Here is a 24,177-nt window from a genome sequence, read left to right on the forward strand (position 1 = left end):
TTTTTCTGTTACACAAAAGCGCAAAATAATATCAATTGGAGTAGTTTTAGTTTGGATCTGTTGTAGGATAAGCAGGAAACCTTTGATTAACGGGCGGATAAAAATGAAACTTGATGATGATATACATAATTATTACGAACATTTGGTGTTAGATCGCATAACTGAGATGAAAATAGCGGACGAAAAAGACGAGAATTATATCGCCGACTTGTGTTGCTTAGCCCTCAATCAACTGCCGCCACGTTATATTCGTTATGAAGTGGACATGTCGTTTTATTTAGCCCAAAACGAGCGTCAGCAAATGGCAATGAATACCCTAGAAGCAATAAATAAAGCTGTAACGTTTTTAGATGGAATAAAGAATAAATAATTAAGGGGAGTTGAGGTGGCGGTCCTCCAGCCACATTCCGGCACATGAGTCGTCTGCTGCGGCTGCTCCCTTCCAGGTCTGACCGGGTTCACAAAGTATCATTGCGGAGGGACCAAAGGACCACCATTGAAAATCGCCTGATCAAAACATCGCGTTTTGTCCAGGCGGCCGCATTATGTCAAAACTAATCGAAGATGCAAGTCGCATCCTCGATTTCTGTGCATTTAGGCTGTTAAATTTTGAATTTTTCTTCGGCAATGGTATTAGCGACTATATTAGTGGCCAAATTTTGTTCGCCAGCCCGACTGTATATCTCTTCCAGAGTTTGGCCTATTTTTTCCAGGTGACCGCGCAGTGCTTCAGATGAACTGAGCATTTTCTGGTGATAGATATCAATGATACCACCAGCATTGATCACATAATCAGGGGCGTATAATATGTCTTTGCCTTTTAACACTTCCCCTAACTTCTCGCTTGCCAGCTGATTGTTGGCCGCGCCAGCAACTACTTTAGCCTGAATTTTACGGACCGATTCGTCATTTATAATGGCCCCCATAGCGCAGGGCGCTATAACATGTACATCGAGACCAAGGATTTCATCTGGCGACACCACAGTGGCGTTAAACAATTCCTGAGCTTTGTGCAGATTCTCCGGATAGATATCTGCGACGAATAACTCAGCACCTTCACTGTGTAAATGTTCAGCTAACCGGTACCCCACATGGCCTAACCCTTGGATGGCGACCTTAATTCCTTTTAACCCACAGCCGTATTTATATTTAACCGAAGCTTTTAAACCGATAAACACACCATAGGCAGTTGAAGGTGCAGGATTTCCATCCGCTTCGCCGCCATCGAAGCGATACTGGGCTTTCGTACCTGAAATATAAGACGACTCTTGCGCCATGATTTTCAGGTCGTCCACCGACATTCCGGAGTCTTCAGCGCTTATGTAGCGCCCCCCAAGACTTTCAACAAAGCGTCCCATGGCTTGCATCATTTCGGGTGTTTTTTGCGTTCTTGGATCACCAATAATAACGGCTTTGCCGCCACCTTGATTCAAATTGGCCATGGCAGCCTTATAAGTCATGCCTTTGGACAGACGCAGCACGTCATTGAGGGCTTCATCACAAGAAGCGTAAGGCCACATTCTGCATCCGCCTAACGCCGGCCCCAGATGACTATTATGCACCGCGATAATCGCTTTCAAACCCGTAGCCTTATCATGGCAAAAAGCAACGTGTTCATGTTCATCAAATTCAATATGGTCAAAAACGGACATTTTATAGTTCTCTGGCTAAATATTGAGTTGCAAAAGGATATACTAGCTCAGTCACGGGAGGACATGCCTTGCAATGTTGATAACACAAAAATGTTACACGCAATCAAGCGTTCGACTCATCGCCTGAAACTAGGATAAATATCCTAGTTTCTTTTCTTGAAAATGATAAGGTTTTTAAGCATGCTACCCACAAAATTTTCCACAGCATTAATTGAATCAGAATTATGAAACTCGATAAGTTTGACCGTGAAATACTCAGAGTGATGCAAAGGGATGCAACTGTCTCCATGGCTGAATTAAGCCAGCAGGTTGGCTTGTCTCATACGCCTTGTTGGCGCAGGGTAAAAAGAATGGAGGCCGACGGTATCATTTTGCAAAAAGTCACCCTGCTTAATAGCAAAAAGCTCAATCTGGGGGTGTCAGTTTTTATTTATGTGACGCTAAAAAATCATGATGGCGAATCACTCAATGACTTCGAAAAAGCGGTGCAGAGCATCGATGAAATAGTGGAGTGTCATACCACCAGTGGCGAAAAAGACTATTTGTTAAAAGTTATTGTTGAGAGTATTGAAGAATATGAACAGTTGCTCAAATCGAAGCTGACCCATCTGCCATTAGTCGATCACCTGAGTTCCACCTTTGCCCTCAAGCAAGTTAAAAATACCACAGAGTTACCCATTAAAAATCAGTAACCTAATATTCCATAAACGATCTGGCTTCCTGAATAGGCCTCCTGAATAGGCCTCCTGAATAGACTAGCCGTATCGGCTGGGTAGTTCGGCAAGCCAAATCATTAATGGAACAGCAAATACCAACCCGCACCCAATTAGCGGGTCAGATTCAGCCCACGGCATCGACCTGGTTTTCTGGCTTGGCCTGAATGAAAGCCTCAAGCTTATTGCAATTATCTGCAATCCTTTTAACCAGTGGATATTTTCCCATGTCCACCTTGAAACGTAATGCATTATAAACTTGTGGTATCAAACATACGTCGGCCAGGGTCAAATCAAACCCAAAACAATAGTCGCCGGCGGTGTTTTCCAAACGTTTTTCTACGCTGGCTAAACCTATTTCTATCCAGTGTTTCGACCATTTGTCCTGTTGCTCCCCACCACAATTCATTTCGTTAGTTAGATATTGCATCACGCGCAGATTACCCAGTGGCTGAATGTCGCAGGCAATAGCATAAGCAATGGTGCGCACCCTGGCGCGCAACTGCTTATGTTCGGGGATAAGATGTTCAGGCCCCTCGTAGCTTTCATCCAGGTACTCGATGATCGCCAAAGACTGATTCAAAATGATATCCCTCTGCTCATCAATCAAGGTGGGGACCAATTCGCTGGGGTTTAGGCGCTGATAATCAGCGTGATGTTGCTGGCCCCCATCATTAACCAGGTGTACGGGAATATATTCATACTCCACCTGTTTCAAATTCAGCGCTATCCTGACTCGGTAGCTGGCCGAAGAACGCCAATATCCATAAAGTTTCATGCTCGTAAATCCTCGTTTTTAGTCAATGTTAACTAACAGAAACATCAAGCCTTAATAACTTGTTGTTCAATCGCTCCGAAGATACTTTGGCCGTGGGGGTCAAGCATTTGTATTTTTACCCGATCACCAAATTGCATAAAATTGGTGCCTGGCTTGCCATCACGGATAGTTTCGATCATTCGTACTTCGGCGATACAGGAATAGCCTACCCCGCCCTCTTCTATAGCCGTACCATACTCTGTACCTTGTTTATTGGATACGGTACCCGAGCCAATTATGCTGCCTGCACGTAAGTTACGGCTTTTTGCGGCATGACTGATCAACTGAGAAAAGTTGAATGTCATATCTTCGCCCGCTTGAGGTTGACCAAAACGCTTACCGTTGTATTCGGTCACAAGAGGCAAACATAATTTAGTATCTTGCCAATGATCAGCCAGTTCATCTGGCGTCACAGCAACAGGGGAAAATGCCGAAGCCGGTTTTGATTGCAAAAAGCCAAACCCTTTTCCTAGCTCTTGGGGGATCAAGCCACGTAGAGACACGTCATTAACCAGCATAAGTAAACGTATATGTTTGGCGGCATCATCCACCGTAGTAGACATAGGCACATCGTCGGTCACTATGGCGATTTCACTTTCAAAATCTATGCCCCATTCGTCACTCGGTAGGCGAATATCGTTACAGGGCCCAATGAAATCGTCCGATCCTCCCTGGTACATTAACGGGTCTGTCCAGAAACTCTCAGGCATCTCAGCTCCCCTGGCTTTTCTGACCAATTCGACATGGTTTACATAGGCACTGCCGTCTAGCCACTGGTAAGCCCGAGGCAGGGGAGAACAGCATTTGATTGTTTCAAAGGGAAAGGCCGAAGCCATTTGGCTATCATTTAGTTGCTGGTAGACTCGAGACAACTGAGGTGACAACCCCGGCCAATCATCCAGAGCAGCTTGCATCGTTGCTGCGATATCTGGCACTGTCACTGCTTGGGTTAAATCGCGACTGACCACTATTAACTGACCGTCCCGTGTACCATTTTGTATTGTCGCTAATTTCATTTATTTCTCTTATTCAAGGTGAAAAGTATCCTATCCATATCCAGGTAGTAACTTAGCTAACAGCTTGGTTAACTGCTCAGCGCCAACTATTGACGTACTCGGTATTTTCCAAGACCAAAGCGCTGTCATGAATATCCAGTGCATCCCGAGTATCCACCATCACGGCAACCTCATCGGTAAAGGTCTTTTTATGTTCTCGTCCAGCCTGAAACGCCTTTGGATGAGGTCCATGGGTAAAGCCTGCGGGATGAAATGTCACCATTGCGGCGTTGATATTGTCACGACTGAAAAAGTCCCCACAATGATAAAACAACACTTCGTCGTAATCGTCGTTATTGTGAGAAAAAGGCACTTTTAATGCGCCAGGATCACTGCATAATCGCCTTCCCGTAACGTTAAATGCCCATAATCACAAAAAAAATCGCCGCTTCCGCTGTGGATAAAGAACAGATCATCGCCATCGGCATTGCGTGCCAACTTATGCATACTCTGCTGGCAATGCCACATACGGTAACGACAATGGGCATTGCTTAATATAGTAGCCGCTTGCCATGGGGAGGTATCATTTTGGGTCTCCTTTGCTATACCCACTAGCAGGTTTAGGTCGAACGCTCTGGGCCTTAACGGCCCTTGCCAATCTGTCCAAGAAGTGGGCGCATGGGCGTGATGCATATGGGTTGCTGGGCCGAAAAACCCATTTCGTCCCACTTCCCGCTCGTAAATTCCCTCATCAGGCAGATCCGCATGAGCCTGGCGCGAGATCTTACCTTCCTGATGGGGAAAATTGATCCATTTACGCATGGGTATCGTTTCCGGATGACGTTTTCTCTTTTACCTCACTTGGCTCATCATTAATGACACCACGACGGATTTGATCCTGCTCAATGGATTCAAACAAGGCTTTGAAATTTCCTTCACCAAAACCTTCATTGCCTTTGCGTTGAATAATTTCAAAAAATACCGGCCCAATCACCGTATCGGTAAATATCTGTAACAAAATACCATCCTTCATGGGCGCACCGTCGATCAATATACGTAATTCCCGTAGTAAATCTAAGTCTTCGTCGTGGCCTTCAACCCGAGCATTAACCCCTTCATAATAAGTATCAGGCGTGCCCAAAAACTTGACACCACGTTGACGTAAATCTCTGACGGTCTTATATATGTCATCGGTCGACAAGGCGATATGTTGTATTCCTTCACCATTGTATTCTCGAATAAATTCTTCAATTTGAGATTTATCGTCAGATGATTCATTGATAGGAATGCGGATTTTCCCACAAGGAGACGTCATAGCTTTGCTGACCAGCCCGGTTAATTTACCTTCAATATCAAAATAGCGAATTTCCCGGAAGTTGGCCAGGCGCTCATAAAAATCAGCCCACACCGCCATATTGCCGCGTTTCACATTATGGGTGAGATGATCAAGCACATTTAAACCGGCATCGACATCACGCATTTTCTGTTGCCAGTCGGGATAAAAACGAAAATCTACCTGATAGATAGAGTCATCACCGTAACGGTCTACAAAATACAACGTACTTTCCCCAATGCCGTATACCGCAGGAATATTGAGCTCCATAACACCCAAATTACCGATGAATTGTTTGGCTCCATTTTTAAGGGCGTGCTGAAATGCCGTCGCTGCATCTTTAACCCGAAAGGCCATACCACATACACTCGGGCCACGTAGCCGAGCAAATTCTTCAGCCTGAGAGGCGGGCTCGGCATTCACGATAAAATTGATATCACCCTGTTTAAATAACCACACTCGCTTCGAACGATGTTGGGCAACCTCAGCGAAACCCAAGGAAATAAATAAGTCTTTTAGGTCTTGAATGCCTTTTTCGTCCGCCGCAGTGTATTCGACGAATTCAAATCCATCGGTGTTTAATGGATTGTAAGCCGTATTAGTGGTCATGGTCTTTCCGTATTGATTAGAATAAAACACTAATAAACACCAAAAAAACCAAATTGCATAGGGGACAGATAACGATGGGTTATGCGCAAAAAAAACCGGTTAGTAACCTTAAATTTACAACCGGTCTTAGCAGACTAAAAAGCTTGATTCTAGCCCGTTACAGGGCAGCATGCGTCAGCATTACATTACAAACGTGTATTTAAATCTTTACGGTCTTTTTATTGATCCCGTAGTCGCGCAGTTTATTAGCAATGGCGGTATGGCTTAAACCCAACTTTTTAGCCAGTTGCCGGGAGCTAGGATAACTGGGATACAAGCGTTGCAAGATACTTTTTTCAAAACGTTTCACCTCTTCATCCAAGCTGCCTTCAAAGTCATCTGCTACAAAACTCACGGCAGTGGAACAAGACGGAATTTGAATATGCTCTTTACTCAATTCATTACCTTCCAGTAAAGACACGGCCCGGTATAGGGCATTTTCAAGTTGACGAACATTGCCCGGCCAGGGATACGCTTGAATATAATCGACACAGGATTTGGTCAACTTGGGTACCTTACGCCCCAGCTTGACACTGTGTTGTTTTAAGAAGGTTTCAGCTAGGGGCACTATATCGGTTTTACGCTCCCGTAACGGGGGAATAACCAAACTCAGTACGTTTAATCGATAATACAGGTCTTCTCTAAAACGCCCCTCCTGAACCATCTGGCTTAAATCTTTCTGGGTGGTACAAATAAACCTGACATCTACCTTTACTTCTTTGTCATCCCCTACCCGTCTGAATTTACCGTCTTGTAACACTCTCAACAGTTTGACTTGAAGTTGGGGCGACATGTCTCCAACTTCATCTAAAAACAGGCTGCCCTCTTGGGCCTGTTCAAGCAAGCCCGGCTTACCGGTCGATTGACCAAATGCGCCGGCTGCGTAACCAAATAATTCTGTTTCGGCAACACTGTCGGGCAAGGAAGCACAATTGAGTACTAAAAAGGCCGCTTCGCTGCGCCTGCTCGCCTCATGACAAGCTTTGGCGATGAGCTCCTTACCCGTGCCTGTCTCACCGCACAACATCATGGAACCGTCCAGTTCTGCCATTCTTTTGGCTTCACGCACCACTTTTTTCATGGTTTTACTGCTCGCCTGCACTGAGAGGAAACTGTCAATATTGGCTTGATGGAAAACGGTTAATTGTTGTCCCAAACGAAATTCTGATTTGAGAATAAACACAGCACCGGCAAGAATAGGCTCACCTTCAGCATCGGGTACCATCACCGGCAAAACATCCGCCAAATAATCTTGTTCGATAAATCGAACTTTTTGGCTAAGACTAGTGATCTTGTTGCTCTCGAGCCAGCGGGGGGTATTAAATCCTTTAACCAGTTCATCGATTTCCGTGCCTATCAAACTACTGCAGTCGGTTTCGAGGCTCGACACCACAGCTTCGTTAACCAGTAAAATCCGCCCTTTAGTGTCAACCGAAAATACCGGATCCGGTAGCGTTTGCAGTAAGGCGCGCAGTTGATTTTGCTCCCGTTCTTGGGGCATAAAAGGTATGGTCTTAACATCATCGATACCTGATATCTTGCGAATTTTCGGCATCAAGTGTTGGAAATCGACAAATTCGATAGTCGGAAAATTCAGATAAATCTTACCGATTGCGTCAATTTCAATCCCCCGCAGATCAATTTTATGGCTCACCAGAATATCCAGAATATCCTGCGTGATACCCAACCTATCCTGACAGCTAATTTCCAATCGCATAAGGTTTCTTAATTTAGTGGTTTGTAAAGATATTATTACATATTTGCGGGGCTCAGCACATTAATTTCATCACCAAGGGCTTTTTATTAATGTGCTGTGGCCAGGAGTTTATCGCTACCGGCGTGAGTTTAACTAGGTGAGCTGGTCTTTTGGGCAAACCTGGCGGGATGTAAACCTAAAGTCTGGGCCTTTTGTACCAGGCGCATAATATCCATATTAGCCAATTCGAATAATTCAGAAAATTCGCTTAACAGAAAATAGACGGGCTGAATAATATCGATTCGATAAGGGGTACGGATCACGTCCAGCGGAACAAGGGCAGACGCACAGCATCTTCATTTTCCAGAGCATAAATGGTTTCTTTGGGGGAGGATAAAATTCCGCCACCATAGATCCGGATTCCATTGGCGGTTTTGACTAAACCAAACTCCACGGTAAACCAGTAAAGCCTAGCCAGATAACTACGTTGTTCTTTATTCGCTGCATAACCTAATTTGTCATAGGTGTGGGTAAAGTGGGCGAATGCGGGATTAGTCCACAGTGGACAATGGCCAAAAATCTCATGGAAAACGTCAGGCTCTTGCAGATATTCATCACAGGCACGGCCGTCGAGTAACTGGCGTTGCCTGTGCATCAAATCTTGCCAAATCTTATTTTCTTCTTCACTCCAATGAACTACACCATCCGCGTCTGGAAAGTGGGACTGATATTGGGATTACTTAGCCATAATACATAACTGCCGTATTTGAGTCATTCATACCGCCGGAGTCTACGCAAAAGCACACAAAGGAAAAGACACTAACGTGCAACAACCCGGCAACAATATGCAAATAAAAAGATACGTTCACCCTTAAGTCAAGAGGCGCGAATAACCTATGATACCCAAGTGACCTATTTCAAACGGTTATGCAAATCTGACACTAACTTCTTGCTGATCTCTGACAGGCCTGGCTTTTGTACGGTAAGCCAAGGCAAGGGTCGACACTCATGAATAGCTTTAAGGCCAATGCGAGCCGTTAACACGCCTGCCCCCATCCCCTGGGCTATGCGGGTCGACAACTTGCCCGTCACACTGGCACCCAATGCATAATTGCCCGCGTCAGAGATGATCTCCGCGGCGCCCGCATACAGCATGGTTTGGAATATGCGTCGGATCAGAGCCACCCGCCCCCAATAACCAAGTCTCACACCGTAAGTTTCACTAATTTGATTCATCATGCGCACATTGCGCCATAAAACTATTGCCATATCCAGCAGTGCAAACGGACTCACGGCGATCATAACGCTGGCAGCACCCGCATTGCTCATCACATTGGCAAGGGCCCGTTGATCCACTTTGCTAATGACTATATGTTCGAACAGCGAAATAATTTCACTGTCTGTATGATGTTCTTTGACACTATTTTGCCAGGCTGCAATAGCAGGCTCATAGCCGTCCGGCAATCGCCGGGCAACCGTCAGACAATGCTCCTGGCCTAAACCAATGGCCGGAGTGTTAAACAGCTCCATTGAAGTTTGTCGGGATTTTTGCTGACGTTTTAATTGTCTTAAACCTCGCCATTCGCTGATGATTGCGCCCACTACCAAACTCAAAATAAGCCCTGTGACCACCAACCATAATCCGCTTAACCAATCTTCGCTGACATACATTTGCTGAATAAACTGCATCAATTCGATACAACTAAGAACCAGAATAAGTAGGGAGATTGGCGCAAACAACTTAGACCACCAACGGCTTCTAGCCGGTTTAGTATCCTTCCTGTCGAGGACTAACGGCTCACCATCGCTGGCAGCTGACGCGTGGATATCCTGCCAGTCGATCACATCATCCAGTTTGGTCATAACCCGTAATTTAATCGGATCGTCGGGAGCTGATTTTTCGGTTAAGACTATTTTTTTCTTCAATACTACTTCTGGCGAAGCAGGTTCTGTCCTGTCGTTATTCACTGCATTTTATCCCCGAGTATAAAATCCAAAATTCTATCCATACGAATATGTGGTAACGGCTCAGTGCTTTTTCTGACCGGGGGTGCAAAGCTCGGAAAATCAAACCCTTGCTGTTGCCAAAATCCTTCATCTGGACACTGTTGGGGCACATCGCCTGGGAACAGGGTGACGGGGGAGCCATTAAGATCGAAGCCTTTTAATACTTGAATATTTTCTCCTTGATATTCGCTGATCCCGGCACGCGAAGAACGAATGGCGGCAATGGCAGTGGACTCAGTTAACACACCATCGAACTGGATTTGTTGGCGGGCACTGTGCAACATTGAATCGAGCAGTTTCACCAAGCTATTTTGCTGATCCGGCGTCACGTGATCCGCTTTACTGGCAGCAAAGATCAACTTATCAATCTTAGGATTGAATAGTCGTTTCAAGGCATTGGACTTACCATACTCAAAACTACCTAACAACCAGTTTAATGCTTGCTGTAAATCGTTAAAGCAACTTTTTCCATGATTCAAAGCCGACAAACAATCCACCAACACCACTTGGCGATCAAAGCGTTTAAAATGCTGGCGGTAAAAGGGTTTGATCACCTCATCCTGGTAATGCTCAAAACGGCTGATCAATAATTGGGCGTTACTGCCCTTTTTGGGCGCTGACAAGTCCACCTGTTGGTCAATAAGTGAGGATCCACTCAAAGGGAAAAAATGCAATACCGGCGCACCTTGCAGCTCGCCTGGTAAAATAAAACGCCCTGGCTGTAATAGTTGAAAACCATAGTCCCGACATGCGTGTAAATAGTCGGTATAGGCCTGGGCGATGTCCTGTAACATCAGTTCATCACCCACAGCGTTCAGATCCAGTTGCTCACGCAGGAGCAGAAATGGTGCAGCAAGTTCTTGGCGCTTGGCCTGGGCCAATTCATTTTCACAATGGCGAGACCACTGGCTGAAATCCATATCGAGCAGAGGTAAGTCCAACAACCACTCCCCGGGATAATCGGTGATATCCAAGGTTAAGTAACCTTGCTCGCTGAAATAACGACTCAGGCCAGAATTTTTACGATAACGCAGGCGCAATCTTACCTGACTAATCCCCCGAGTAGATTTTGGCCATTTGCACGGTAAGGCATTTAAATCGTCCATCGCTTCTTCATAAGCAAATCGACTTAAACTCAGATTGGGCTGCACTTCGCGACGCACCCCCTGCAACCGGTCTTCCCTGACCACAGAAAAAAAAGGCAGGTCAGCCCCGTCGTTTGCTTCCAGTAATTGATTGACCAAAGAGGTAATAAATGCGGTTTTACCACTTCCGCTTAAGCCGGTTACTGCGAGGTTTAAATGTTTATCTGCGAGTCGGGCGCCAACCATTTTAAAATTTTGTTTGGCCGTTGACACAAAAGCATACCCTTCACTTTTTTTACTCATACAGTCCGTTCTCCATACTCGTTCAAGCCATTTATTAGGCTCAATACTATTAAGCCACAGCAACAAACGCCATAACTAAAAAAACGGCTTAGATCATTAATTTATCTAAACCGTTTTAACTTCCCGTTGGAACCCGCACTTTGAGGTCACTTGGGTATACGTATGCACTACCTGATTAAAGACTGTTAATCTCGCGGTTCAACTGGTACTCGGATGAAGTCACATAAGTTTCAACTTTACGTAACCTTTCCTCATTACGCTCAAAGCGTTGCTTGATATCCGCAAAGGCCTGTTTAGGGGGTTCGCCTGACTGCCAAACCTTAGACTTTACCTTAACTTTTTCGTCTTCTTCTTCAGCCACATTGTGCCAGCCCTTGCCAACGTGCTCAAATTGGTGACTGTGGCCTTTAAAGGAGCTATGTGCTGAATGCTTCACGTAAGACCTCTTTTCCAGAATAAACCAGGCAGCAATATAGCTAACAATGATGAAGGTACCTGCTGACAAAAAGAAAGCGGTCACCACCATAATTCTAATCAACCACAGTTCAATGCCAAAATAGTCTGCCAGACCGGCACACACCCCCGCAATTTTACCCCTTTCTGGATCCCGGGTTAACTCCCCACGGCTTTTCATACCTTGTTCCTCCACTGAGGAGCCTCTGCGTCCAAAATCGATTCTAGGGTGTGGATCCGATCGGCCATTTTCTCAGCACGATCTGCTAATTCTTGTAAAGTTGCGTATTCTTCCTCAGATAAGCCCTGATTGATCTGTTTCTTACTACGGTAATGTAATATCAGCCAAATAGGGGCGACAATCACCATAAAAACGATAATTGGCGCAATAATGATCCCCACTATATCTTCCACAATAACTCTCCTTAGCTACATCTTAATCGTGTTTTTGGGATTGACTGCTTTGATTTTTGACTTTCTTTTTCAGTGCCGCCAACGCATCATCAATCTCATCATCTGACGCTAGGTCGTCAAACTCGTCCGCCAGGGTTTTTTTACCTAAGTCATAGGCATCAACCTGAGACTCAAGATCATCGATCTTGCGTTCATATTGCTCGAAGCGCCCCATGGCTGCATCCACTTTGCTGCTGTCTAAGGTCTTTTTAATCTCCAAACGCGAACTTACGGTTTTTTGACGCATGACTATCGTTTTCTGACGAGCTTTGGCGTCCGCCAATTTATCTTGCAACTGACCCACCTCTGATTGCAACTTGGAAATTTGTCCTTCAACCACATCCAGTTCACGGCTAAGGGTGGTGCCGTATTCATCGCACTTCTTTTTCTCTTGCAGTGCGGCCCGGGCTAAATCTTCACGATCTTTACTGATTGCTAACTCAGCCTTACTCTGCCAATCTTTAGCTTCATTGTTTAGCTTACTGATTTGCGCAGAAATTTCTTTTTTATTAGCCAGGGTTTTTGCGGACGCTGAACGCACTTCTACTAACGTATCCTCCATTTCTTGGATGATTAAGCGGACCATTTTTTCAGGATCTTCCGCTTTATCTAAAATAGCGTTGATATTTGAGTTCACTATGTCTGTGAAACGCGAGAATATACCCATAGTTTTTACCTCTTTAAAATGACAGTTTAATTGAACACCTAGCCAATACGCTACATGCCAGTTCCTGGGTAAGACTATTCAAATAACAGGCCAATAAGTTAAATTAACTAAATCACTGATTTTAAACAAATAATTATTTACTCTCAGGGTGGTGAGATCTACAATAATATTTGTCTACACCACAAGTTAGTCTATTAGACCATTTTTTGAGGATATTGATGAGCCGTTTTCGCCAACAAGATAATTTGTTAGGACAGTCCAATAGCTTTCTCGAAGTATTGGAACAGATATCACAAATTGCCCCTTTAAATAAACCGGTTCTGGTAATAGGCGAAAGAGGAACAGGTAAGGAGCTGGTCGCTGCACGTCTGCATTATTTATCAAAGCGCTGGGAACAGCCCTATCTCAAGCTAAATTGTGCCGCATTAAACGAAAGTTTGCTTGAGAGTGAATTATTTGGTTATGAAGCGGGTGCCTTTACCGGGGCAACCAAAAGACGCGAAGGCAGATTTGAAACAGCGCATAATGGCACCTTGTTTCTAGATGAACTGGCCAATACTTCAGGCATGATCCAAGAAAAACTGTTGCGAGTTATTGAATACGGGGAATTCGAGCGTGTTGGTGGCTCTAAAAGTGTCAAAGTTGATATTCGCCTGGTTGCCGCGACCAACGAAGACTTGCCTGCCCTGGCTGAATCAGGGGAGTTTCGGGCAGATTTGCTGGATCGTCTCGCATTCGATGTGATTACCCTGCCGCCCCTTAGAGAAAGGCGAGACGACATTATGATGCTCGCGGAAAACTTTGCCATCAATATGGCCAGAGAGCTAGAAATGGACTTATTCAGCGGTTTCACGGAAAAGGCCAAACGCACCCTACTAGACTACCCTTGGCCGGGTAATATTCGCGAGCTTAAAAACGTTGTGGAACGGGCGGTTTATCGCAGCAATAATCCGGACATTCCTGTGCACAACATTATTCTTGACCCTTTTGAGTCAGCTTTTCGTCCTAAAACCAGAACCAAAACCCATGATCGTATTGTACATCAAGTGCCTATTGTAGAAGCTCCTGACGCGACTCCCGCCATAGAAAATAAAGAAGTCCAGTCTTCAAGTAGTCTACCGGCAAGTTACGAATTTCCCGTGGATTTAAAGGAGCTATCTCAAGAATTCGAGATCGATTTGATCAAACAAGCATTGGCGGATAGCCAGTATAACCAAAAGAAAACCGCAGAAAAATTGTCTCTGACATATCATCAGTTGCGCGGATACCTGAAAAAATATAATTTATTAGAGACAACCGGCGAGGATATGGAGCCATAACTATGTTAGCTCAACTTCAGGTCTCATCTGCCATACCTTGCTCTGTGTTTTTAGTCAGTCTGATCTTTGTTGTGGCCGGTTGTGGTCCCAATACCGCCGATTTGGTGCAACCTAATGGCATTATCTACTGTTCAGAAGGTAACCCCACCAGTTTTAATCCCCAGTTAGATACATCTGGCACCACGGTTGACGTGTCTTCCCATCAAATATATGACAGGTTATTGGACTTCGATCCCCTTACTGGCGATATAGTGCCCGGTTTGGCTACCAGCTGGCTAACCAGTGTTGACGGGCTAACTTATACGTTTCAGTTACGCAAAAATGTTGAATTCCACTCTACGCGCTACTTCACTCCCACTCGCCCCTTTACCGCCGACGACGTAGTTTTCAGTTTTGATCGCTGGCGATTAACCGACCATCCCTATCATGCAATATCTGGCGGGCAGTATCCTTATATTAGCAGTTTGGGATTACACCATTTAATCAGTCATGTTGAACGCTTGAATGGTTATCGAGTCGAGATCACGTTAGTCCATCCAGACAGTTCTTTTTTAGCAAATCTGGCGACGGATTTTGCCATTATTTTATCCGCCGAATATGCCGAGCAACTCATACTGCAACATACCCAAGGCTTAATCGATTTATACCCCATAGGCACGGGCCCCTATAAGTTTGACAGTTTCCGGCAGGATCGATTTGTACGTTTTAAGCAGCACAACAATTACTGGCGGGAACGCAGCTCAACACAACAGCTAATATTTGATATCACACCGTCCAGCTCTTTGCGTTTGGCCAAGTTAATGACCGGCGAATGTGATGCCATGGCTTACCCCGCTAACAGCCAATTAGACATCATTCGTAAACGCCCAGATTTAGTACTGGATGAAAAACCCGGATTAAACGTAGGATTCTGGGCATTTAATACCACCAAACCGCCATTCGACAATGCAAATGTGCGAAAAGCTCTGGCCATGGCAATAGACAAAAACGCCTTACTTGAAGCCATCTATTATGGCAGTGCCATTCCAGCAACCTCTATTGTTCCCCCTTCGTCATGGGCCTTTCAACCTGATTTGAAAGGGATCAATTATAACCCTGTAGCTGCCGCCAAATTATTACGGGAAAATGATATCGAAGAAGGCTTTGTAATGAATATATGGGCGATGCCCGTTGAGCGGGCCTATAACCCCAATGCCATGAAAATGGCCGAATTGATTCAACGTTATTTGCGCGACGTAGGCGTGCGGGCCAATATTGTCAGTTATGAATGGTCAACCTTTAGATCCCGTTTAAAACAAGGATTGCATGACTCTGTGCTTATAGGTTGGTCAGCGGACAATGGCGACCCGGATAACTTCTATCGCCCATTGTTGACCTGCGAAGCTGTAGCGTCGGGCACCAATCGTGCCCTTTGGTGCTCCAAGGAATATGATGAGCTTATTAGCCAAGCCCTCCAATATACCGCACAAGAAGAGAGGGCGTACTTTTACAACCGAGCCAACGAACTTTTGGTTGAACAAATGCCGTTAATGCCCATAGCTCACGCATACCGTTACCAGGCATTTCGAGACAATATTTCCGGCTTGCAAATCAACCCCTACGGTGGCATTCAATTTCGTGATGCGAGTAAACGTTAATGGGTAAAATTGTCTTGCGCCATTTAAGTTTGCTTGTGCTAACTCTGAGTGTGTTGAGTTTGTTTTCTTTTTCCCTGGCATTTTTATTTCCTGGGGATCCGCTTACCAATCTGACTGGAGTGCAGCCAGAAAATAAGGAAGTGTATGCCCTGCTCGCGACCAGTTATCATATTAACGGAAGTTTCCTTTCTCAATACTGGCATTATCTCGAGCAACTATTTGTGGGAAATTGGGGGATCAGTTTTAGTTCGGGTTTGCCCCTGGCCCAGGAAATTAGTCGCTCGCTAACGGCCAGCATTGAGCTAAGTGCCTATGCCTTGTTGTTTTCTTTTGTAATAGGTTTACCTCTGGGTTTTGTCGCAGGCTTTAAACACCACAAGTTTGCTGATTACTCTTTGCTTTCGGCCAGTGTAATTGGATATTCTATTCCGGTATTTTGGCTGGCCCTGATCCTGATACTGATCTTTTCTTTGCAACTTGGCTGGTTTCCCTTATCCGGGCGCATTGGCTTACTGTATGATGTCCCTTATATTAGCGGCTTTATTCTAGTTGATATTTTTCTGTCAGATTTACCTAATAAAACCGACGCATTCTACAACGCGCTGCGCCATATAGTGCTTCCGACCCTGTCCATTGCTATTGTCACCAGTACCATAGTGCTGCGTATTTCTCGTCGCTCCGTTATTGAAGTGATGAACAGTGACTACATTCAGGCTGCTTACGCCAGAGGGTTAAGCTCCAGACAAGTATTGTTAAGGCATGGCGTAAAAAACGCACTTATGCCGATCTTACCGCTGCTGGTCATGCAATTTACTACACTATTAACCAACGCTATGATAGTGGAAACCATTTTTTCCTGGCCAGGCATAGGCAATGGCTTGATCCAGGCGATTTACCAGCGGGACTTTCCTGCAATCAGGGCCGGTATGTTGGCTGTGTCTGTACTGGTGCTGACATTTATCATCTCGATGGATCTTTTGATCCGTTTAATCGACCCATTACGAAGGCCCCAACATGCCACGGCATAAATTATATCAAGAGGAGTATTATCCCTCTCCCTTACAAAACACTTGGAAGGAATTTACCGAAAACCACGCCGCAGTGGCCAGTTTGTATTGCGTGTTATTTTTCATAATTTTAGTGATTTTTGGCCCGCTGCTGAGCCCCTTTGATCCGTTGCAACAACATATAGATTCCTTGCTTGTGCCACCGGCATGGGATAGCAACGGTAATATCCTGCACCTATTTGGTACTGACGGCCTAGGCCGTGACATGCTTTCCAGAATTATTTACGGCTGCCGCATGACATTCGGTATCAGCCTGTTGTTAGTCGTACTGTCATTGCTTGTGGGGGTCACCCTGGGTGCGATAGCAGGTATGAGCCGGGGTTTGCGCTCGAGCTTTTTGAACCATTTGCTGGATTCATTAATGGCTATTCCCACCTTACTGATTGCCATCATTATTATTGCCATATTAGGCACGGGTTTGGTCAACAGTATGTGGGCTATTTCCCTGGCCCTTATCCCCCAATTTGTTCATCAAACCCGGGATCTGGTGCGAGAAAAACTCAAAAAAGAATATGTCTTGGCTGCCCAACTCGATGGCGCCGGTAAGCGTCACATTTTTTTTAATTCGATCTTGCCTAATATGGGTGAAAAGCTGGTAGTGCAAGCGACGCTAGCCATGTCCACGGCCATCCTGGACATCAGTGCTCTGGGATTTTTGAACCTGGGCGCCCAGGCTCCCTCACCAGAGCTCGGCGCCATGTTGTCCGAAGCCTTGGATGTTGCTTATTTAGCGCCGTGGAATATCGCCCTGCCTGGGGCAGCAATATTTCTGATGATGGTATCAATTAATCTGGTGGGTGATGGGTTACGCTCTGCCCTGCGTTATAGGCTGCTACGCTAATGAGCTTACTGGATATAAAAAATCTAACCCTGGAAATCGATTCCCAAAATGGCTGGATAAAGGCCCTTGATAAAATTAACTTAGTCATCGAAGAGGGGCAGATCCATGCTCTGGTGGGTGAATCAGGCTCGGGTAAAAGCATCATAGTTAAGACAATAGTAGGTGCGATATCCGAACGCTGGCGTTTAACTGCGGATCGCATGAACTGGCGAGGTCTGGATCTGCTTAAGATGTCAGTTAAGGAAAGACGCAACATTATCCGTTCAGATATTTCGGTTATTTTTCAAAATCCAAAGAGCTCTCTGGATCCCATTGCCACTTTGGGGGACCAGATAAAAGAAGTCATATCGGTTTCCAACCTTGAACAGGGCATGTTTTGGCAGCGTGGCAAGCAACGTCATAAATTTGCCGCAGAATTAATGCACCGTGTGGGCATTAAAGATCATGAAGTCTATATGCGCAGTCTGCCACATCAGATCCCCAACGATGTTTGTCAAAAATTTATGATCGCTATGGCCTTGGCGTCCCAGCCTAAGTTGATCATCGCCGATGATCCCACTCGCGGTATGGAAATTACCGATAAAACCCAAATCTTGAAACTGTTAAGCCGGGTCAGTCAGATAAGAAAACTCAGCATCTTGTATGTGAGTCACGATTTGCTCGCCATTTCGAGCATGGCCGATTATATGACAGTGCTATATTGCGGGCAGACAGTGGAAAGCGGCAGAATGTCACAGTTGCGCAAACGTGCTTTGCACCCTTACACCAAGGCGTTAATGGATAGCGCCCCAAGCTTTCGCAAAGACTTGCCACCTAAATCCCCTTTGAGTTCCCTGGACGGTACCATTCCTACCTTCCAACACTTACCTATAGGCTGCAGGTTAGGCCCCAGGTGCCCAAGAGCCAGAAAGGAATGTGTAAAGGTACCGGAGGTCAGGCGCATTCACGACCATACCTACAGTTGTCATTTCCCGCTACATAGAGATAAAAAGTGAGCGATTTACTCTCAGTTGAGAATTTAACTTTTCAGAATTGCCATGGAAAACGTTGGCAAAACCAAGCCAGTAAATTTCAACTCGGCCCAATAAACTTCAATATCAGTGCCGGCGAGACTTTAGCCATAGTGGGACCGAATGGTTCGGGCAAGTCATTATTGGCCAAATTGTTGGTCGGTTTGGAGCGCCCGGATAGCGGCGCCATCTATTTGAACGAAAAAAAGCTGGAAAAATACGATAACAAACATCGCTGTTTGAATATTCGCATGGTTTTTCAAAACAGTAATGAGTCGTTAAATCCGGGCATTACCCTAGGGGCGATCCTGGAAGAACCGCTCAAGCTTAACACCAGCCTTGAGCTACAAGAGCGTATCAGCAAAGTCGAACAAACGTTAAAAAAAGTCGGGCTGATGGCCGAACACAGATTCTTCTATCGGCATATGTTGTCAGACGGTCAGCGTCAACGTGTCGCCCTTGCCAGAGCGATCATCCTTAATCCCCAGGTGATAGTGGCCGACGAGCCTTTTGCCGCTCTGGACCCGTCAGTACGCTCACAAACCGTTAATCTACTCATGGAATTACAACGGGACCTGGGGTTGGGTTTTATTTTCATCTCCCATAACCTGGGCATAGTTCGGCATATCAGTGACAAAATTCTGGTCATGCAACATGGTAAGGTTGTGGAATCCGGCAAAACCGAGGTGATATTTAACTGGCCTAAACATGAATACACCAAGAAACTGGTCAATTCGCACCAAGCGTTGCTCAACCGCCAGGCAAGCAATAGCAATATTGGCGATTGAACATTAACCTTACACCTTGTAAGCCAGCTAACCCACTAGCGCCAGCAGGATCCCCGCCGCTACCGCTGAACCCAATACTCCAGCGACATTCGGTCCCATGGCATGCATCAAAAGAAAATTATGGGGGTTAGTCTCCAGCCCCACTTTGTTGACCACCCTGGCTGCCATCGGCACGGCAGAAACGCCTGCGGCGCCAATTAAAGGATTAATTTTTTCAGTGCTAAATTTGCCCATCAGTTTTGCCATTAGTATGCCGGCAGCGGTGCCGATGGAAAATGCTATTGCTCCCAAAGCCAAAATACCCAGAGTTTCCAGGGTCAAGAATTTCTCTGCCGAAAGCTTCGAGCCAACGGCCAGTCCCAAAAATATGGTCACTATATTAATCAGCTCATTCTGGGCAGTATTACTCAGACGATCGACCACTCCTGACTCTTTCATCAAATTGCCCAGGCAAAACATACCCACCAAGGGTGTGGCTGTTGGCAAAAAGAAAATGGTTAACAATAACACCGCCAAAGGAAAGAGAATTTTTTCACGTTTTGATACTTTCCTCAATTGCGCCATCTCGATGTTACGCTCAGCTTCTGAGGTCAACAAACGCATAATTGGCGGCTGAATAATCGGAACTAAAGCCATATATGAATAGGCCGCTACGGCGATTGCACCAAGCAGCTCAGGTGCCAGTTTAGACGCCAGGAAAATGGCGGTTGGACCGTCTGCTCCGCCGATAATGGCAATAGCAGAGGCATCTTTTAGACTAAACTCGAAACCCGGTACCAGATTCAAAGCGATAGCCCCAAAGAGCGTGCCAAAAATACCAAACTGGGCCGCAGCGCCCAGTAGCAACATCCGGGGATTGGCGATCAGAGCACTAAAGTCTGTCATCGCACCCACCCCCATAAAAATAAGTAAAGGGAATACCCCAGTTTCAATGCCCACCTGATAGATTAAATACAGCAGACCTCCTGGCTCGCTAAATCCCGCCAAGGGAATATTAGTCAATATCGCCCCAAACCCTATAGGCAGCAACAGTAGAGGTTCAAACTTCTTGACGATCGCCAGATAAAGCAATATGCAGCCCACAGCCATCATCGCTACTTGGCCCAAACTGAAGTGGGCCAATGCTGTGCTTTGCCACAATAATGTTAATTTTTCCATTGCGATAGTCGTCCTAGCCGAGCGTTAACATGGGCTGCCCTGAATGCAGCGCATCGCCCTCTTTGACCAAAACGTCCACTATGGTTCCCGTCCCAGTAGAGCGAATTTCAGTTTCCATTTTCATCGCTTCCATGATCATCACCACATCGCCCCGGGCAATCTCGTCTCCGGCACGCACCAATAGTTTAAAAACATTACCGGCCAGCGGAGCGTTGACCACCTCTCCTGTACTTTTAGCTGACTCGTTTTGGGTGGCGGGTTTAGCAACTGTTACGTCTGTTAAAGCTCCACCCTGGGCGACTTCTACTGCGTAGACCTTTCCATCAACCCGCACTGAATAAGAAGCGCTGCCCGTATCTCGGGTCTGGGAGACCGCTGTTTCAGATCCGGCTGTTTCAGATACTGCCGCATCGGGTGCCGCCGCATCGGGTGCCGCCGCATCGGGTGCCGCCGCACCGGGAACTGGCTCAAATGCCTCAGGGTTATGGCGGTTCTGCAAAAATTTCAGACCAATCTGTGGAAACAATGCATAGGTCAGCACATCATCCATAAGTTCGTCAGCTAACGTAATGGATTGCTCTTTGGCATGGTTTAGCAGCTCTTGTTCTAGACTGACCAATTCATCGTTAAGTTTGTCTGCCGGCCTGCAGGTAATAGGTTGTGCACCGTCCAGTACCCGCATTTGTAACTCTTTATTAACCGGAGCCGCTGTAGCGCCATACTCACCTTTGAGTACACCAGCGGTTTCTTTGGTAATGTTTTTATACCGTTCCCCGGTAAGCACATTGAGTACAGATTGGGTGCCGACAATTTGCGAAGTGGGTGTCACTAAAGGAATAAAACCTAAGTCCTCGCGAACCCGGGGGATTTCTTTGAGTACTTCATCCAGCCTATCTTGTGCCCCCTGCTCGACTAGCTGCGCTTCCATGTTAGTCAGCATGCCACCCGGTACTTGGGCAATGAGGATCCGTGCGTCCACGCCCTTAAGGCTCCCCTCAAATTTTGCATATTTCTTGCGCACCTCCCGAAAATAAGCGGCGATTTCGGCTAATAAAGGCAGCTTCAGCCCTGTGTCTCTGGGCGTTCCTTCAACGATGGCGACTATAGTTTCAGTAGCGGTATGACCATAGGTCATGCTCATAGATGAAATAGAGGTATCCAAAATATCAATACCGGCGTCTATGGCTTTCTGGTAAGTCGCAGTGCTTAGACCTGTAGTGGCATGACACTGCATGGCAATAGGAACCTGCACTGTTTCTTTGAGACGGCTAACAAGCTCCTCACACACATAAGGTTTAAGCAAGCCCGCCATATCTTTAATGCAGATGGAATGAACACCCATATCTTCTAGCTGTTTAGCCATATCCAGCCACAGGGGCATCGAGTGCACCGGACTGACGGTATAAGACATCGTTCCCTGGGCATGGGCGCCGATTTCTATGGCAGATTTGATGGCAGTCTGCAGGTTACGCATATCATTCATCGCATCGAAAATCCGAAAAACATCTACGCCATTGACATGAGCCCGCTCCACAAATTTTCGTACCACATCGTCGGCATAGTGACGGTAACCGAGTAGATTTTGTCCTCTGAGTAACATCTGCTGGGGGGTATTAGGCATGGCTTTTTTAAGTAACCTGATACGCTCCCAAGGATCTTCTCCCAAATAGCGGATGCAAGCGTCAAATGTTGCCCCCCCCCAAGTTTCCAGTGACCAATAGCCGACTTGATCTAGTTTGGCCGCAATGGGCAACATGTCTTCGATACGCATCCGTGTGGCTAGCAGGGACTGGTGTGCATCACGCAGCACAACATCAGTGATAGCTAAAGGTTTTGACATATTCAATTCCCGTAAAAAGTTGATTATAATTAACGTTGGCTACGATATTGCTTGATAGCGGCGGCTATAGCAGCGATCACCGGTTTGCCGATTTCGCCTTGGTGGACAATGGCGACTCTAGATTTGGTCTCTAAGGCGGCCTGTACCGAGCCATCCTCTTCGGGAAATTTGGCACACAACCAGGCGATGCCTGTTATGGCACCAATCAATAAGGACAAAAATAGAAAGACCACCACCATACCAACGACTAATAAGTTAGCGGATTCGAACAATAATGATGTAATGTCAGTATGCATAACTGGACTTTTCCTGTAACCCGATCAAACGACCAGATAAGTACCATGGGGCTTAACAAAACACAAATTTTAGGCATGAGTTAAAGGGTATATTTAATAAGAAAAAATTCACTTTACGTGAATTATTACCCAGGGAGGGGATACTATAGTGCTTTGAATTTTTTAACGATTATCTTATAGCTAAAAAACGATGGATAACAGTGTTTTTTAATTTGGCCGCGCCGACGGATTACTTCAGGCATCCTGCCTTTCGCCCCGCGCGGCGGCCGCTTCGGGCCACACTACGTGTGTTCAAATTCGTTCCCGACGAATTTGTACTTCAGGCATTCTGCCTTTTGCCCATGCAGGGTCGGGCTGCGCACGCGCTAATTTTCTCCCGAAAAATTGGTCAAACCAGGGAGATTTTTGTTCTCCCAGGCAAAAAAAAGCCCGTTGATTACTCAACGGACTTTACTGTGTGGTGCGCGTGGAAGGATTCGAACCTCCGACCGCCTGGTTCGTAGCCAGGTACTCTATCCAGCTGAGCTACACGCGCATTATAAACATGTTCGTTATTATTCGACCAAAATAATAAACTTTAAATGGTGCGCGTGGAAGGATTCGAACCTCCGACCGCCTGGTTCGTAGCCAGGTACTCTATCCAGCTGAGCTACACGCGCAAAATCATTACATCGATGACACAATATTAAGGTATCCTACCTTGTCTCACCTAGCTTAAGTCCCTTGGTCTAAGCTATCTCGTTAACCTGAATAATCAGGTTACCACCAATAAATGGCGGAGAAGGAGGGATTCGAACCCTCGATAGGGCTATAAACCCTATACTCCCTTAGCAGGGGAGCGCCTTCAGCCACTCGGCCACCTCTCCTAAATCTGGAGCCGAAGTTTACCGTGCCCCATACGTAAGTCAAACACTTTTTATGTTCTACGTTACTGCTTGCTGGTATTTTGTACCATTCGTTTAATTTTTAGCTAAAAGCCATACATAAGTGCAGTATTTATTCTGGTTCAGCGGCTACCGTCATATAATTACAGGCATAAAAAAAGCTGGTGAAACCAGCCTTTTTTATAATACCTAAAATTAATTTTCGTCGTCTTTGGTTTCTTGTTCACCAGCAGCTAATTGAATATTTTTTTCAGCTTGAATGCGCATGTATATTTCTTCACGATGCACAGACACTTCTTTGGGGGCATTAACCCCTATCCTTACCTGATTACCTTTAACGCCCAACACAGTCACTGTGACTTCATCACCGACCATAAGGGTTTCACCGACACGACGGGTCAAAATTAGCATTCTATTGCTCCTTATCCGTTATTCAAAAGTTATCCCTTATTAAAATTAGTGTACCTCTTTGAAAATACCAAAGAACTACACACCCGACCCTTCCTTATTTTTGT

22 protein-coding genes, 3 tRNA genes, 1 other RNA gene and 2 pseudogenes are annotated in these 24,177 nt (G+C 45.8%); 8 read left to right on the forward strand and 20 right to left on the reverse strand.

The window, feature by feature from the left end; translation table 11 throughout:
- The first annotated feature begins 103 nt into the window (after window positions 1-103).
- Window positions 104-370 carry a late competence development ComFB family protein gene (locus AC3RV5_RS15805; RefSeq protein ID WP_489728566.1) on the forward strand — a complete coding sequence of 89 codons (267 nt, stop codon included), beginning with the start codon at window positions 104-106 and terminating at the stop codon, window positions 368-370.
- A 21-nt stretch (window positions 371-391) separates the two neighbouring features.
- Here the strand turns inward: AC3RV5_RS15805 and ffs are convergent.
- Window positions 392-488, reverse strand: an RNA gene (gene ffs, locus AC3RV5_RS15810) — signal recognition particle sRNA small type.
- A 114-nt stretch (window positions 489-602) separates the two neighbouring features.
- Complete coding sequence (locus AC3RV5_RS15815; RefSeq protein ID WP_489728567.1) at window positions 603-1,652, reverse strand: Glu/Leu/Phe/Val dehydrogenase dimerization domain-containing protein; 1,050 nt, start codon at window positions 1,650-1,652, stop codon at window positions 603-605.
- 224 nt (window positions 1,653-1,876) lie between these two features.
- Between AC3RV5_RS15815 and AC3RV5_RS15820 the strand changes: the two genes are divergently transcribed.
- Complete coding sequence (locus tag AC3RV5_RS15820) at window positions 1,877-2,344, forward strand: Lrp/AsnC family transcriptional regulator (protein ID WP_489728568.1); 468 nt, start codon at window positions 1,877-1,879, stop codon at window positions 2,342-2,344.
- A gap of 148 nt (window positions 2,345-2,492) precedes the next feature.
- On the opposite strand, the gene maiA is transcribed toward AC3RV5_RS15820, so the two are convergent.
- The 11 genes and pseudogenes from maiA to pspA form a co-directional block, all read right to left on the reverse strand.
- Complete coding sequence (gene maiA / locus AC3RV5_RS15825) at window positions 2,493-3,143, reverse strand: maleylacetoacetate isomerase (RefSeq protein ID WP_489728569.1); 651 nt, start codon at window positions 3,141-3,143, stop codon at window positions 2,493-2,495.
- Between the two features lie 44 nt (window positions 3,144-3,187).
- Complete coding sequence (locus tag AC3RV5_RS15830) at window positions 3,188-4,198, reverse strand: fumarylacetoacetate hydrolase family protein (RefSeq protein ID WP_489728570.1); 1,011 nt, start codon at window positions 4,196-4,198, stop codon at window positions 3,188-3,190.
- Window positions 4,199-4,274: 76 nt separating this feature from the next.
- A pseudogene (locus AC3RV5_RS15835) lies at window positions 4,275-4,999 on the reverse strand (hypothetical protein).
- A complete protein-coding gene (gene hppD, locus AC3RV5_RS15840) occupies window positions 4,992-6,119 on the reverse strand; it encodes a 4-hydroxyphenylpyruvate dioxygenase (RefSeq protein ID WP_489728571.1) in 1,128 nt (375 codons plus the stop codon). The pseudogene AC3RV5_RS15835 and the gene hppD overlap by 8 nt, the downstream one beginning before the upstream one ends.
- Before the next feature lie 199 nt (window positions 6,120-6,318).
- Window positions 6,319-7,875: a transcriptional regulator TyrR gene (tyrR, locus tag AC3RV5_RS15845; protein WP_489728572.1), complete on the reverse strand. Its 1,557-nt coding sequence runs from the start codon at window positions 7,873-7,875 to the stop codon at window positions 6,319-6,321.
- A 128-nt stretch (window positions 7,876-8,003) separates the two neighbouring features.
- Window positions 8,004-8,590: pseudogene (locus tag AC3RV5_RS15850) on the reverse strand (hypothetical protein); the annotation flags it as partial.
- Window positions 8,591-8,766: 176 nt separating this feature from the next.
- Window positions 8,767-9,822 (reverse strand): YcjF family protein, encoded by a 1,056-nt coding sequence (locus AC3RV5_RS15855; protein ID WP_489728573.1) that lies wholly within the window; start codon window positions 9,820-9,822, stop codon window positions 8,767-8,769.
- A complete protein-coding gene (locus AC3RV5_RS15860) occupies window positions 9,819-11,249 on the reverse strand; it encodes a YcjX family GTP-binding protein (RefSeq protein WP_489728574.1) in 1,431 nt (476 codons plus the stop codon). Before AC3RV5_RS15860 ends, AC3RV5_RS15855 begins: the two co-directional genes overlap by 4 nt.
- A gap of 175 nt (window positions 11,250-11,424) precedes the next feature.
- On the reverse strand, window positions 11,425-11,883 hold the full coding sequence (gene pspC / locus AC3RV5_RS15865; protein ID WP_489728575.1) for an envelope stress response membrane protein PspC: 459 nt from the start codon (window positions 11,881-11,883) through the stop codon (window positions 11,425-11,427).
- A complete protein-coding gene (pspB, locus tag AC3RV5_RS15870) occupies window positions 11,880-12,116 on the reverse strand; it encodes an envelope stress response membrane protein PspB (protein WP_489728576.1) in 237 nt (78 codons plus the stop codon). Before pspB ends, pspC begins: the two co-directional genes overlap by 4 nt.
- Window positions 12,117-12,138: 22 nt before the next feature.
- Window positions 12,139-12,822: a phage shock protein PspA gene (gene pspA / locus AC3RV5_RS15875; RefSeq protein ID WP_489728577.1), complete on the reverse strand. Its 684-nt coding sequence runs from the start codon at window positions 12,820-12,822 to the stop codon at window positions 12,139-12,141.
- Window positions 12,823-13,040: 218 nt separating this feature from the next.
- Here pspA and pspF point away from each other — a divergent pair, with 218 nt between their 5' ends.
- From pspF to AC3RV5_RS15905, 6 genes are read left to right on the forward strand one after another with little or no spacing between them, the layout of a single operon-like run.
- Complete coding sequence (gene pspF, locus AC3RV5_RS15880; protein WP_489728578.1) at window positions 13,041-14,141, forward strand: phage shock protein operon transcriptional activator; 1,101 nt, start codon at window positions 13,041-13,043, stop codon at window positions 14,139-14,141.
- Window positions 14,142-14,143: 2 nt separating this feature from the next.
- Entirely contained in the window at window positions 14,144-15,778 is a 1,635-nt protein-coding gene (locus AC3RV5_RS15885; RefSeq protein WP_489728579.1) for an ABC transporter substrate-binding protein, read from the forward strand.
- Window positions 15,778-16,806 (forward strand): ABC transporter permease subunit, encoded by a 1,029-nt coding sequence (locus AC3RV5_RS15890; protein WP_489728580.1) that lies wholly within the window; start codon window positions 15,778-15,780, stop codon window positions 16,804-16,806. Before AC3RV5_RS15885 ends, AC3RV5_RS15890 begins: the two co-directional genes overlap by 1 nt.
- A complete protein-coding gene (locus AC3RV5_RS15895) occupies window positions 16,793-17,686 on the forward strand; it encodes an ABC transporter permease subunit (RefSeq protein ID WP_489728581.1) in 894 nt (297 codons plus the stop codon). Before AC3RV5_RS15890 ends, AC3RV5_RS15895 begins: the two co-directional genes overlap by 14 nt.
- Window positions 17,686-18,681 carry a peptide ABC transporter ATP-binding protein gene (locus AC3RV5_RS15900; protein WP_489728582.1) on the forward strand — a complete coding sequence of 332 codons (996 nt, stop codon included), beginning with the start codon at window positions 17,686-17,688 and terminating at the stop codon, window positions 18,679-18,681. Before AC3RV5_RS15895 ends, AC3RV5_RS15900 begins: the two co-directional genes overlap by 1 nt.
- A complete protein-coding gene (locus AC3RV5_RS15905) occupies window positions 18,678-19,484 on the forward strand; it encodes a peptide ABC transporter ATP-binding protein (protein ID WP_489728583.1) in 807 nt (268 codons plus the stop codon). The genes AC3RV5_RS15900 and AC3RV5_RS15905 overlap by 4 nt, the downstream gene beginning before the upstream one ends.
- A gap of 27 nt (window positions 19,485-19,511) precedes the next feature.
- Here AC3RV5_RS15905 and AC3RV5_RS15910 read toward each other — a convergent pair whose 3' ends face one another.
- The 7 genes from AC3RV5_RS15910 to csrA form a co-directional block, all read right to left on the reverse strand.
- Entirely contained in the window at window positions 19,512-20,642 is a 1,131-nt protein-coding gene (locus AC3RV5_RS15910; RefSeq protein ID WP_489728584.1) for a sodium ion-translocating decarboxylase subunit beta, read from the reverse strand.
- Window positions 20,643-20,655: 13 nt separating this feature from the next.
- Window positions 20,656-22,482: a sodium-extruding oxaloacetate decarboxylase subunit alpha gene (oadA, locus tag AC3RV5_RS15915; RefSeq protein WP_489728585.1), complete on the reverse strand. Its 1,827-nt coding sequence runs from the start codon at window positions 22,480-22,482 to the stop codon at window positions 20,656-20,658.
- Window positions 22,483-22,511: 29 nt separating this feature from the next.
- On the reverse strand, window positions 22,512-22,778 hold the full coding sequence (locus AC3RV5_RS15920; RefSeq protein ID WP_489728586.1) for an OadG family protein: 267 nt from the start codon (window positions 22,776-22,778) through the stop codon (window positions 22,512-22,514).
- A gap of 458 nt (window positions 22,779-23,236) precedes the next feature.
- Window positions 23,237-23,313 (reverse strand) — tRNA-Arg (locus AC3RV5_RS15925).
- A 47-nt stretch (window positions 23,314-23,360) separates the two neighbouring features.
- Window positions 23,361-23,437, reverse strand: a tRNA-Arg gene (locus AC3RV5_RS15930).
- Between the two features lie 114 nt (window positions 23,438-23,551).
- Window positions 23,552-23,644: transfer RNA gene (locus AC3RV5_RS15935), tRNA-Ser, on the reverse strand.
- A 213-nt stretch (window positions 23,645-23,857) separates the two neighbouring features.
- Entirely contained in the window at window positions 23,858-24,073 is a 216-nt protein-coding gene (gene csrA, locus AC3RV5_RS15940; protein ID WP_489728587.1) for a carbon storage regulator CsrA, read from the reverse strand.
- Window positions 24,074-24,177: the final 104 nt, after the last annotated feature.

It is taken from the genome of Paraglaciecola sp. IT1134 (assembly GCF_058068185.1).

Coding starts and splice junctions, on each gene's coding strand:
- pspA (WP_489728577.1), bottom strand. CDS start 12,822: ATGGGTATATTCTCGCGTTTCACAGACATAGTGAACTCAAATATCAAC.
- hppD (WP_489728571.1), bottom strand. CDS start 6,119: ATGACCACTAATACGGCTTACAATCCATTAAACACCGATGGATTTGAA.
- pspF (WP_489728578.1), top strand. CDS start 13,041: ATGAGCCGTTTTCGCCAACAAGATAATTTGTTAGGACAGTCCAATAGC.
- AC3RV5_RS15910 (WP_489728584.1), bottom strand. CDS start 20,642: ATGGAAAAATTAACATTATTGTGGCAAAGCACAGCATTGGCCCACTTC.
- oadA (WP_489728585.1), bottom strand. CDS start 22,482: ATGTCAAAACCTTTAGCTATCACTGATGTTGTGCTGCGTGATGCACAC.
- AC3RV5_RS15860 (WP_489728574.1), bottom strand. CDS start 11,249: ATGAGTAAAAAAAGTGAAGGGTATGCTTTTGTGTCAACGGCCAAACAA.
- AC3RV5_RS15920 (WP_489728586.1), bottom strand. CDS start 22,778: ATGCATACTGACATTACATCATTATTGTTCGAATCCGCTAACTTATTA.
- tyrR (WP_489728572.1), bottom strand. CDS start 7,875: ATGCGATTGGAAATTAGCTGTCAGGATAGGTTGGGTATCACGCAGGAT.
- AC3RV5_RS15805 (WP_489728566.1), top strand. CDS start 104: ATGAAACTTGATGATGATATACATAATTATTACGAACATTTGGTGTTA.
- csrA (WP_489728587.1), bottom strand. CDS start 24,073: ATGCTAATTTTGACCCGTCGTGTCGGTGAAACCCTTATGGTCGGTGAT.
- pspC (WP_489728575.1), bottom strand. CDS start 11,883: ATGAAAAGCCGTGGGGAGTTAACCCGGGATCCAGAAAGGGGTAAAATT.
- maiA (WP_489728569.1), bottom strand. CDS start 3,143: ATGAAACTTTATGGATATTGGCGTTCTTCGGCCAGCTACCGAGTCAGG.
- AC3RV5_RS15885 (WP_489728579.1), top strand. CDS start 14,144: ATGTTAGCTCAACTTCAGGTCTCATCTGCCATACCTTGCTCTGTGTTT.
- AC3RV5_RS15900 (WP_489728582.1), top strand. CDS start 17,686: ATGAGCTTACTGGATATAAAAAATCTAACCCTGGAAATCGATTCCCAA.
- AC3RV5_RS15830 (WP_489728570.1), bottom strand. CDS start 4,198: ATGAAATTAGCGACAATACAAAATGGTACACGGGACGGTCAGTTAATA.
- AC3RV5_RS15815 (WP_489728567.1), bottom strand. CDS start 1,652: ATGTCCGTTTTTGACCATATTGAATTTGATGAACATGAACACGTTGCT.
- AC3RV5_RS15890 (WP_489728580.1), top strand. CDS start 15,778: ATGGGTAAAATTGTCTTGCGCCATTTAAGTTTGCTTGTGCTAACTCTG.
- AC3RV5_RS15895 (WP_489728581.1), top strand. CDS start 16,793: ATGCCACGGCATAAATTATATCAAGAGGAGTATTATCCCTCTCCCTTA.
- AC3RV5_RS15820 (WP_489728568.1), top strand. CDS start 1,877: ATGAAACTCGATAAGTTTGACCGTGAAATACTCAGAGTGATGCAAAGG.